Consider the following 11648-nt stretch of genomic DNA (forward strand, 5'->3'; position numbering starts at 1 on the left):
CGCGTTCCGACCGCCGGGATTGCACACGCCGAATTTCTTCAATGTCGTCATTTCGTTGGCCGGAAAGCCGGTCCCCGTGCTCGCATCAATGTGCGTGGGCGGGTTCAGCTCAGCAAGACGACCCCGCCAGGCAGCCGCTGCAACTTCGCGCTGAAGGCGTGCTCCAATTGCAACAGGACCTGGTCCATCTGGTCGATGCGGAAGCGGCCGCTGAGGCGTTTCTGCGCCAGAGCCGCGTTCATCAGGATGATGCGGCCGGGCCGATACCGATTGATCTCCTCGACCGCCTCGGTGAGAGCCGTGCCATGGAATTCAACGACGCCGCGCTGCCAGTCCGACGCGGCCACAGGATCGATCGTGACGATTGGGCTCAATCCCGTGGCACCGTAGTGCACGCGTTGTCCAGGGCGAAGCGCAGCCCTGTCGCTCCCGTGCTCGATCCGGACCAGCCCCTCGAAGCACGTGACGCCGACGGGCGCACGTTCGGCGGTCGTTGTATAGCGAACATCGAACCGGCCGAACTCCGTGACCGCCTGGCCGCCCGCTGCAAGAACTGCAAGCGACCGGGCCGCGCGCGCACGCCTTTCGAACGAGGCCTCTCCTGCGATCAGCTCGACCCGATCTTCGGCTCCTTCGGGAGGGCGGATGGCGAGGCTCGTCTGCGTATTCAGGCTGATCGCGACGTCGCCTGCGAATGTGAGGGCGCGCTGCTCGCCGGTCCTGGTGCGATAGTCCGCATTGAGCTCGGATAAGGACGGCCACAGGCCGAACGGCGGACGGGTGGCACCGTAGACCGTCGCTGCAGCAAGAGCCGCGACGCCGCCGCCCAGAACGGCGCGCCGCGTGGCGGTTCGCCGCATATTGGCAAGCGCATCCAGCTCGGCCAGGACATCCACGTCGGGATGCAAGGCCTTGCCGGCGGCGCCGGCCTTGCTCCAGATGCGCTTCGCTTCCAGGAAGGCGGCCTCATGCGCCGGGCTCAGCGCCCGCCAGTGGCGCGACGCCTCCTTGTCCGCCGGGGTCGCTTCGCCGGGCGCGAGTTTCTGCACCCAGCCGATGGCCTCCTCCGCAAGCGGATCCAGATCAGGACCTTGACGACGCGCTTTGCTCATTCTGACCTTGCGACTTCGGCAGCGTATCCGCCACGGCCCCGCGGCCGATCGCGGGACGTGTCATTCTTAAGACGCTTCTCAGCGGACAGATGAGCACACTTTCTTGCTGCGCACCGTCTTTTCGGACAGCCAGCCCCCTTGTTCCGGACCATGCGCTAATCCCTCAGTTCCCGATAGCGCGCGACAAAATGTTTGTGGGCGAGGAAGAGCTCCTTCGCCACGAGGCGCCGTGAGATTCCCAGACGGTCGGCGATGGTCTGGCGCGGAACATTGCCAATTCGTGCCGCAAGAAAGATCGCGCGCCGGCGCGCCGGGAGCTCGGCCAGGATGCTCCTGAAGGCGTCGAGATCGGAGCGAGCCAGGACGATCTCTTCCGGTGACGGCGCATCGTCGGGAATGTCGAGCAGACCTTCGACCTCGGTCGCCGACACGTGCCGCGTCTCGAGCCGCCGTTGTTGGTATGCGACGTTCAGGGCGATGCGAAAGAGATAGTTGCGCGGACTCTGAACGGCTCCGACCGTCTCCAGGCGGTCGAGACGCAACCACGTATCATGCAGCGCATCGCCCGCACGATCCGCCGATCCCAATCGCCGGATCAGGCGCACCTTGAGATCGTCATAGCCGTCGACAAAGAGCCGGCGGAGCGCCGCCAACGCGTGATCGGTCATGGCGTCATCCGGGCAGGCTGAATACCGTCGTCCGCTTGGTAGCACGGTGGCGTCATGCCGGGTGCTTGCGGCATGAGCAAAATCAGGACGGGTTGCGCGAAATCCGCCGGAGGCGGTTCGTTGAGCCGCACGCTGCGCAATGTGGCGTCGATCTGTTGATCTACATCGGCCGATCCGGCCGAGCCGACGCGCCGCAGATTCTCGATGATCCCCGTCCGACCGATCCAGAAGGCGACGACAATGCGGTAGCGTCCGGGGCGCGTGCTGCTCGACCGGCACAGCGAGTTCAGAAGGTTCGCTTGGATCAGCCCATAATAGCGCCGATGCGACGGCGCTTGCCGCAACGCCTGTCGATTGGCAGACGGCGCCGGCACTAGAACGAAGGCATTCTCGGTAACGAAACGCGCGAGCAGCCCGGTGCCTAAGAGCAGTCTTTCCAGCGCCTGTTTGGGGGTCAGAGCGCCCCGGACCTCGCCGGAGGTCCGGCCCGCCGCGAGGCTCGTATCGTAGAGCGCCTCGCGTCCCGTGACATCCCCATAACGAGTCAGCGCTGCCTCAAGCGGCTGTGCGGGGATGTCGAACGCGATCGGCTCGTCGTCACGCGGTGTCTGGGCCATTCCCAAGCTGCACACGGTCATCATGCTCACAAGAGCCAGAGCGATGGCCCAAGAAAGGCGCCACTGACTCCGCACGAAATATCCGATGTGATCTGGCCCGAAGGCCGCTTGGAGTTCCTGAAGCATCACCACTGTCCGCCCATGCAAATCAGGACAGCAGTCCAGCTTCAACACGCCTCACAACCTGCGGACTGACATGCAATATGGCGCGCCAGCACGCTTCCCCAGCCGACGATAGTCGGACGCTAGACGTGCGACGTTACATTTTCACGACAGTGCAATCGCTTTGCTCGCGTCGAAGGACGTTCGACGCGCATCCTTGTTGCGAGGCGTCGCATGACGATTCTATATCGCTGCGCAATCGCCCGACCAAGATTTGATCTCGCCAAACACCGACCGCTTCGCTCTTAGGTTGCAAATTAGATCTGCACAACAAGCAGCACATCGGTAGATTTTGTGAGTACCGTCTGATGTCTTCGTTCAAATTTCTGATGCGGATATTGCAGTCCAAATATTCACAAGACGGAGCCGGCCCGCATTGTACTCCGCATTTGGCTAACACTCTGTCCCCAACCCGACCTCACCTCTTCTAGGTTTTCTGACGATCGCGCCGAACGTGGCGGCTGTCCAACTCAAAAGCCATGCCGGTGATCTTGACGACGGACGATGAGCGCAACGTCCGGATGCGCACACACGTTAAGTTTCGCGATCAGATCGCGGAGTGACGGGGCAAGGAAGCCCGTTCACTGGGGAGCGCGAAGTAAGCCGTAACACCATCGTGCAGGGAGAGCCGGCGTTGATTTGCTCGCTTTTGTGGTCAGCGCGACGGCGTGGCTCAATGCCGATCAGCAAGCGCAGGTCATCAAGGACACGGGTTTTGCCATCTGGTCAATATCCGGCGGATGCGAGACTGCATGCTTCGCGCGAAGTCTACGACGGCCGGGATGGATTGCCTGCCGCAAAGCCAGGACAGGCGTCGCGCAACCAAATCGCGGATGAAGTCATCGAGTAGCAGCCGCGCTGCCGAGCGTGGGCCGTATGGGACACTGTCCCGCGGCCCGGCAAAGTCAACTCTCGGAGGTAACTAGATCTTCACTGCCGTTTCGCGGCGATGCATTCGGACCAGCGAACTCCGACCGCTACCGTCAGGAGTGCAAGATCGCAGAAGATCGTAATTTGGCGTAGAAAATCGCAGCTTTGGTAGCGGCGGAGCGAATAGAGCCCCCGAACGATCCGGTTTTGGCTCTGCAGCAAGCGGTACCCTGCTGCGACGGGCAGAACAGATTGTCCGTTTTGCTCGCCCTAATATCCTATTCTACGACGAGCACGTAATCGACCTGCAGCATCGGATCTGCGCGCTGTAGCAAATGGCGTGAAGATAGAGAAGCAAAGGAAAAGTCGCACAGCAATCTGTGCGACGTCCGACCACAAAACGCTGCACGAGACGCGTTTTGTTCTCAGCCACCATCGCGCGAAGCTATTGGAAAAGAAGGATTTTCGCGATGGTGGGCGCACCAGGGCTCGAACCTGGGACCCGCTGATTAAGAGTCAGCCACGGGTTAAGAACAATCAATGACTTGCCGGTCGCACTCTTGAGCTTATCCGACCGAAGATGGGCATCCGTCGCACCGGTCATCATCCTTCGCAGCACTGTTACTAGAATGGCTGGAGGCTTCTGCGAATTCCGATTCCGCGCCCCTCTTGGCAAGAGCCGCTCCGGTTCATGCGCGAAGGACGCTCTCGAATTGTTTGCATCGCGATTCAAGTACACTTCAGAGCGCTATGCCCGTCATCATTTCTTCAACGCGGTGAACACCTGGCTCTCGCAACGGTCAACAATCACCGACATCCGCGTCGTTACGTGCCTATCCCCTTCATAAAAGACCGCTAGGGTGCGTCTCTTTGATAGCTCCGTAGCGCCGCTCCGCAGGCATATGATCCAAGGAAGAGAAGATATTGGATGAGCTCTGATGGGCGCCGAAATCTCGTGGGGCTCCTCAAGCTTGGCTTCAGCGGCAACCTTCTTGAGTGACTCGATGACCTTCGATTGATCCGGCGCTCCGATCTTGGTGCTGGCCAAATTTTGCGGGTCCGCAGCACACGCCGTCAGGAGAATCCACAACGGCAGCCACGAAAGCCGCATCCAGCTCTTCTGTCGATAATGGGTTTTGGCGGCTCGCTCAGTTTGAGTGCTTCGCTGCAATGGTGGTTGCTCGCCCGAGGCGGGGATTATCGAGGATCTCGAACAAGATCGATCGAGACTTGCGACACCCACGCTCCGGGCGACTCCATAGCGAACGATTGACGGTTCCCCTTTGTGCGAACGGTCAGCAAGGCCGTGATCGTATCGCTCTCGATTTGCGCTTCGATCAAACCGTTAATGTTTTGGCCCGAAATCCTGCCTCCCTGGCGGTACTGGCTTTCAAACCAATTACCCGAAAGCGCGGAGCCCCTTTGATCGATATTCGCAGTCAGCTCCATTTTGTAAGCATCGCTCGCGCAGCGCACACTCATTTTCACGGACTGCCCCTCGTTCTTGGCTATGTAATCGACCTTGCAGCGGACACGCTCGCGCGGTCCATCCGAAGGCTTCATCGAACCCACACCCGACCACGATCCGGCCACTTCATCGAAGCTCTGCTGCGCGCAAGCAGGCGCGATGATCAAGACTGCCATCAGGAATGGCCATCCCAGAATCCGCAAGATGCGTATTCCTTGCTTAAACATGATCGTGATCCTTCCTCATTGCGTCGAGATCAGAGAGAAGCCTTTATCCCTTTCCGGCAAGGCGCAGAACGCGAATTGTGCAAGCTGTTCTCGAAGAACCGCACGATACAATTCAACCACCATCAAGCTGTTTGCACTTTGCTTCTCCCAAGGCGTTTCGTGATCCAGCGTTGTAGATCGTCCATGGCTGTAAAAAAGGCGGGGACGTACACCAGACTGAGAACTGTTGAGCTGAATAGCCCTCCGATGACGGCAATCGCCATAGGTGCGCGCCTTTCGGCGTCGGCTCCCATGCCTAGTGCAATCGGCAGCATGCCCGCGCTCATTGCGATCGTAGTCATCATGATCGGGCGAGCCCGTTTGCGAGCTGCACCCAGAAGGGCGTGCACACGATCCAGCCCACGATCGCGCCCGGCGACGATCGCGTACTCGACCAGGAGAATCGAATTCTTTGCTGCGATCCCCATCAGCATCAGGATGCCGATCAGCACCGGCATCGACATCGACGTACCTGTCAGAAGCAGTAGACCGAGCGCGCCACCGATCGACAGAGGGAGCGCGGTCAGGATCGTGACAGGTTGAACGAATCCGTTGAACAGGAGGGCAAGAACGAGGAAGAGCAGAACGATAGCCGAACCCATTGCAAGCTTGAAGCCATCGAACAACTCCTGCATGCGTTCGGAGTCGCCGGCCTGTTTGTAGACGACACCTTTCGGCAATCGCCTGATAGACGGCAAGTTCTCCACCAGACGTTCGGCTTCCCCGACCGTGAGCCCGCTCAGCTCCGCTTCTACGGTCTCACTTCGGGTGCGATCCGTCCGCTCGATCTGGATCGGTCCCGAACCAAAGATGATGTCGGCAACCGACGATAACGGCACCGACTTCTCGAAAGCCGGAAGCTGAAGAATCGACAGGCGGGAAAGATCGGTGCGCGCATCCTCGTTCAGCAATACGCGAATCGGGATCTGTCTGGCGCCCAGGCTGAACTTTGAGAGGTTTTGCTCGATGTCACCTACGGTCGCGATGTTGATGGTTTTTGCGAGCGTCGTTGTGGAGACCCCAAGGACCGCCGCTTTATCCACTTTCGGGATGATTTGCAGCTCGGGCCTGGCGAAGCTGCTCGTCACCCTCGCGCGATGAAAGCCGGGCAGTGTGCGCATCTCCTGCGCCAATTGCCGGGCCGAATTGGCGAGCGCCACGGGGTCGTCGCTCAACAGCGATAGCTGTATCTTCGCGCCGGAGGATCCGTCCTCCCCGAGGCGTATCCGAACGCCGGGAACCGTCGATAGCTGCCGCCCGATCGAGGCCTCGAATGCCTGCTGCGACAGAGCCCTCTCGCTCCTTGGGACCAGGTTGACCGTGACCGTCGCTCTCCTGACCTCGCCAACCGAGGTCGAGAGATCGCCGGGTCCGGATAATGTCGACGTCTCGGTTCCGAGCGCCGAGTAAACGGACGCCACTTCAGGCCGCGCCCTTAGCAGGAAGATGACCTTTTGTGTTGCCAGATCCGTTTCCTGCAACGTCGCGCCCGGCGCCAATTCGACTGTGAGTATCGTGCGGCCTCGGTCGGCGGCGGGCATGAAGTCGGTGGGAAGAGATGGAACGAGCGACAGCGAGGCTATGAAGAATACCATGCCCGCGAAAATCGTGATCCATCGATGGCGCAGGGTCCACGTCAACATTTCGGTGTAGTACCGCACCCATGCCGGCTCACGGTGCTCCTTGCCCGTTTCCTTCAGGAGGTATGCTGCCATCAAAGGCGTTAGAAGACGCGCCGTAACCAGGGAAAAGAACACGGAGCTGCAGACTGCGATCGAGAAGGCCTTGAAGAACTGGCCTGGAATGCCCGGCATCAGCCCGACGGGCGCGAAGACCACGATGATCGCGAATGTCGTCGCAACAACAGCCAGGCCAATTTCGTCGGCCGCGTCGATCGCGGCATCGTAGGCGCTTTTTCCAGACTGCCGGATATGCCGGACGATATTCTCGATTTCCACGATGGCGTCGTCCACGAGGATACCGACGACCAGAGCGATCGCGAGCAAAGTGATGTTGTTCAGAGACTGGTTCAGCGCATACATCACTGCAAATGTCGGGATCAGCGATAGCGGAAGCGCCACGCAGGAAATCAGCGTCGCGCAGATATTCCGCAGGAATACCCAGACGACCAGAACAGCCAGTAGCGTCCCCAACGCAAGCGCCTCGATAGCTGCGTCATATCCCTCGACCACCGCGTCGGTCGACGATGTTACTTCGAAAATGCGCACACCAGAGTGGGCGGCGGCAAATTCCACGATCCGCTTCCGGACATCGCGAGTTACGGCAAACTCGCCGCTGCCGACGGCACGATAGACACTGAAGCCGACGACCTCCCGCTCGTTCAGTCGCGCCCTCTGACGCGGGTCCGCCCAGAACCGCTCGACCGTCCCCATCTCGGAAAGTTTGACGCTGCGTCCGTCACTGAAGGCGATGCGCATATCCCTCAGACGCGCGACTTCGGTTACGCTCCCGACGGTGCGGATGGCTTGTTCGGTTCCGCCGAGCGTCACGCGGCCACCTGGCTGCGTGATGTTCTGGTTCCTGATCAGGTCGGAAACGTCGACGGCCGTGAGTCCGAGTGCCATCAGCCGGTCAGGGTCGAGCTTGATCGTAATCTCGGCTTCGACGCCGCCGGATCTCGAAATCCTGGACACGCCCGGCACCGCAAGCACCGCCCTGGCGATGTCGTTGTCGATGAACCAGCTCAGATCGTCGGGAGCCATCGTCGGCGCATCGACGACGAATGTGAGGATGGCCTGCCCCGTCGCCTCGACACGCCGAATCGTGGGATCGAGGGCACCCTGCGGCAGTTTTGAACGTATCGACGCGACAGCATCCCGAACGTCGTTCGTTGCCCGATCGATGTCGGTCCCGAGTGCGAATTCGACCGTGGTCATGGAGAGACCCTCGTTCACGATCGAACGCGTGCGATTGACGGTCCCCAGTCCGGCGACGCCGTTCTCTATGAAGCGCGTAATCTGCGTTTCGATCTCGGTCGGCGCAGCTCCGGCCCAGGCGACACTGACCGTCACCGTCGGGATGTCCATATCGGGCATATTGTTCAGCCGAAGCTTCGAGAACGCGACCACGCCCGACAGCGTTAACAAAAGGAACAGGATCGTAGTTGCAACGGGGTTGCGGATTGCCCAACCGGAAATGTTGTTCACCGCACGGCGCCACCGTTAGCGGAGGCGGTTTTGACGTTCACCGCGTCGCCGTCGTTCAGAAGGCCGGCGCCTTGGGTCACGATGCGATCACCCGCATCCAGGCCCCGTACAACTTCAACGTTTTCGGCGGCCCCTGAGCCGATCCCCACTTCGGCAAGCGACACCAGATTGTCGCGTCCGACCTTGAACACGTGCGCCCTCGCGTCGCGCCAGACCAATGCCTTGAGCGGAACGGTCAGTGCGAGCTTGCTCTCGACCGCGATCTCCACGCGTGCGAACATGCCGGGTTTTAGATGCGTGTCGCCGGCCAGCGCGATGCGGACCGTTCCCAAGCGGGTCTTGGGGTCGACGATAGGCGAAACGATCCGGACAGTTCCCTGCTCGGACGTGCCGGTAGGTCCAAAAATAGTTGCGGATTGCCCAACCCGGGCGGCAAGCAGATCCGACTCGAGCACGCGGGCATTGGCCTCGACGCGGTTGTCCTGAATGAGACGGAACATCTCGACTCCAGCCTGGACCACCTGGCCTATCGCCGCGGATCGGGATGCGATCATGCCGGCGGCAGGAGCGACGATGACCGTCTGGCGGTCCCGCGCCTCGGCTTCGCCGAGCTGCGCCTCTGCGGCCCGCAGCTTTGCTTCCGTCGTCTTGACGAGCGTCTCGCGCTGCTCGATCACCTGCGCACTGATCACTCCTGATGAGACGGAGTGCGCCCGCGTTGCGTCCGACCTGGCGATTGCAAGACTCGCCTGCAGTTCGTCTACTGCCGCCTTGTGCTTCGATATTGCCGCGACCGTAAGATCCCGAGTGAGGCGCGCCAATACCTGCCCGTTCGCGACGAAGTCGCCCTCATCGACCGCGATCTCGGTCACGGTCAGGCCGCCGACCTCGGAGCTGACCGATATCTCGCGCCAGGCGACGACGTTTCCGGTGGCGGTAATGCTCTTGGTGAGCTCAGATCTCTCGACTGACGCGGCGATGACCGTCATTGCCGCGGAGGTATCCTGTCCATGGGCCGCGGAATGGAGAAACAGTAAAGCTGCGACGGTAGCGATCCTCATGCGCCTGCGTTCGGTAACGGCAATCATTCTGCACCTTTCCTCTGCGCTCTCTGTCAGTCGCAGTCTTGTTTTTCGCTTCGCCGACCAGCTGGCAGGTATCTGGTTAGAACGAGAGCTTTGCTCGCGTAGAACAATTCGTGTCGGAGTGTCTCGGGGGAAGCCGATTCATGTCGAAATGTTGCTGGATTGGCCGGCCGCCGCAATTTGTTACGAATAATGGCTTCCTTCGACCCTACTTCGCTGTAGAACGTACTTTCCGAGCCATCCACGACGATGCCCATGAGTGAACAAACGCCGCAGATTCTTGTGGTCGATGACGATCCCGAGATTCGAAAACTGCTCGCCCGCTATGTCGAGGGACAGGCATTTCGCGTTCTGCTGGCATCGAGCTGCAGCGAACTCCGCGAGCGCCTGGCAACTGATCGGATCGATCTTGTCGTTCTGGATGTAATGCTGCCGGACGGGTCGGGCCTCGATGCATGCAGAGACCTGCGGGCGAAACGTAACACGACGCCAGTCATTCTTTTGACGGCCCTCAAGGAGGAGGTCGATCGCATCCTTGGTTTGGAGATGGGAGCCGACGACTACCTCGGTAAGCCCTTCAATCCGCGAGAACTAGTGGCGCGAATTCGCGCCGTATTACGGCGCCGCTCGGAGACGGCTTCTGTTCCCGAGCACGCGAAGAAGTATCGGTTTGAAGGCCTCATCGCGGATCCGCAATTGCGCAGCGTGGCCGACGCTCATGGCAACGTGATCGAATTGACGGGCGCGGAATTCGATCTATTGCAGGTGTTCCTGGATCGGCCGGGACGCGTGCTTTCAAGGGACCAGCTTCTGGATCTCACGCGTGGCCGTGACGGGGATGTATTCGATCGGTCGATCGATGTGCTGGTCAGCCGCTTGAGGCGCAAGCTGGACAGCTCCGGGACCACACGTCTATTGAAGACGGTTCGCAACGGCGGCTATCAGTTCGCCGTTAAAGTCGAACTCCGGGACTTTCCATCGTGAACACGTTGCGGGCCAAACTGGCCGTGCTCATCGCGGTAGTCATCGTTTCCGTGGTCAGCGGTTCAACCGGGCTCCTGATGTACCTGTTCAACCCGCCGGACGAACAACAAGCGATCGGTTCTATGGCCGAGCAGGTAGGTTTGTTGGAGCAGGTCGTACATGTCGCGCCGACGTTGGTTACGATTCAGCGGGAGCCAGCCGGTGGGGAAATCGCGGCGGATCTCACAGCTTGGCTGCGCGACGCGCTGAAGGCCCGAGGAACACCGCGCGATGTCGTGGTGGCTCGGAAGAACGACCTGCCCCTGCTATCTATTCCCGTGGATCAAGGTTGGATCGTCACACAGATCCCCGACCTGCCTCCGCAAGGGGGACTCTTCAATCTACTTCTTATGTGGCATTCGCTGATCGCGCTTGGCTCGCTGGCAGTCGCCCTTTTCTTTGCGAACCGCATGGTCAAGCCTCTCGTTGTGCTCGAGCGTGCGATCGAGTCGGTCGGTCCGGATGCGCTGCTGCCCGAGCTTCCTATTGCAGGTCCAGCAGAGGTCCGCGTCACCGCCAAGGCACTCAACTCGCTGTCCTCCCGACTCAAGGCAGCAATGGAAAGTCGGATGCGCCTCGTGGCCGCCGCCGGACACGATTTGCGGACACCAATTACGCGCATGCGTCTGCGGGCTGAATTCGTCGAAGACGACGATGATCGTGCGATGTGGCTGAAGGACATCGATGAGCTCGATCGAATTGCGGACAGTGCAATCCTGCTCGTGAGGGAAGAATCTGGAAAATCGACGCCCGAACCTCTCCGACTCGACATGCTGATTTCCGAACTAGTCGAGGAATTGCGAAAGCTTTCATACGACGTCACCCTGACCCGCTCCACCGCCGGCATCGTGCGCGCAAACCGGACCGGCCTCAGTCGCGCGTTTCGAAATCTGATCATCAATGCCGCCACATACGGGAAGCGGGCGCGTGTCGCCGTCGAAAGCGCGCCGTCTGAGGTGATCGTCGTCATAGCCGATGACGGCCCAGGGATCCCGCCAGACATGATCGGGCAGGTCTTCGAGCCATTCTTCCGAGCCGACCGCGCGCGCACGAAGCATTTCGATGGTGCAGGACTGGGTCTAACGATTGCAAACGAGATCGTGCAACGAGCCGGAGGCAGCATCACGATAGAGAATGGCCCCTTGCGAGGATTGCTTCAGACCGTGAAGCTGCCGGCTGAGGCTGTGGAACCATCGGCGCCCAACTAGCC

At 60.4% G+C, this 11648-nt stretch carries 8 protein-coding genes and 1 tRNA gene; 2 read left to right on the forward strand and 7 right to left on the reverse strand.

Features of this window, described 5'->3' with window-relative positions; translation table 11 throughout:
- Nucleotides 1–104: 104 nt before the first annotated feature.
- The 7 genes from GWE18_RS37365 to GWE18_RS37395 form a co-directional block, all read right to left on the reverse strand.
- Complete coding sequence (locus GWE18_RS37365) at nucleotides 105–1112, reverse strand: FecR domain-containing protein (protein WP_275190618.1); 1008 nt, start codon at nucleotides 1110–1112, stop codon at nucleotides 105–107.
- Between the two features lie 155 nt (nucleotides 1113–1267).
- Nucleotides 1268–1765 (reverse strand): sigma-70 family RNA polymerase sigma factor, encoded by a 498-nt coding sequence (locus GWE18_RS37370; RefSeq protein WP_275190619.1) that lies wholly within the window; start codon nucleotides 1763–1765, stop codon nucleotides 1268–1270.
- 11 nt (nucleotides 1766–1776) lie between these two features.
- The gene (locus tag GWE18_RS37375) at nucleotides 1777–2523 is read right to left on the reverse strand and encodes a secretin and TonB N-terminal domain-containing protein (RefSeq protein WP_275190620.1); all 747 of its coding nucleotides are present in this window, start codon (nucleotides 2521–2523) and stop codon (nucleotides 1777–1779) included.
- A gap of 1377 nt (nucleotides 2524–3900) precedes the next feature.
- Nucleotides 3901–4005 (reverse strand) — tRNA-Ser (locus GWE18_RS37380).
- Between the two features lie 621 nt (nucleotides 4006–4626).
- The gene (locus GWE18_RS37385) at nucleotides 4627–5124 is read right to left on the reverse strand and encodes a hypothetical protein (protein ID WP_275190621.1); all 498 of its coding nucleotides are present in this window, start codon (nucleotides 5122–5124) and stop codon (nucleotides 4627–4629) included.
- Between the two features lie 122 nt (nucleotides 5125–5246).
- Entirely contained in the window at nucleotides 5247–8330 is a 3084-nt protein-coding gene (locus GWE18_RS37390; RefSeq protein WP_275190622.1) for an efflux RND transporter permease subunit, read from the reverse strand.
- The gene (locus GWE18_RS37395) at nucleotides 8327–9418 is read right to left on the reverse strand and encodes an efflux RND transporter periplasmic adaptor subunit (protein ID WP_342804332.1); all 1092 of its coding nucleotides are present in this window, start codon (nucleotides 9416–9418) and stop codon (nucleotides 8327–8329) included. The genes GWE18_RS37390 and GWE18_RS37395 overlap by 4 nt, the downstream gene beginning before the upstream one ends.
- Nucleotides 9419–9670: 252 nt before the next feature.
- Between GWE18_RS37395 and GWE18_RS37400 the strand changes: the two genes are divergently transcribed.
- Both GWE18_RS37400 and GWE18_RS37405 read left to right on the forward strand, forming a co-directional pair.
- Complete coding sequence (locus GWE18_RS37400) at nucleotides 9671–10399, forward strand: response regulator (protein ID WP_275190623.1); 729 nt, start codon at nucleotides 9671–9673, stop codon at nucleotides 10397–10399.
- Complete coding sequence (locus GWE18_RS37405; RefSeq protein ID WP_275190624.1) at nucleotides 10396–11646, forward strand: ATP-binding protein; 1251 nt, start codon at nucleotides 10396–10398, stop codon at nucleotides 11644–11646. The genes GWE18_RS37400 and GWE18_RS37405 overlap by 4 nt, the downstream gene beginning before the upstream one ends.
- Nucleotides 11647–11648 lie beyond the last annotated feature (2 nt).

It is taken from the genome of Bradyrhizobium sp. CSA112, from assembly GCF_029051645.1.
GTDB lineage: Bacteria > Pseudomonadota > Alphaproteobacteria > Rhizobiales > Xanthobacteraceae > Bradyrhizobium.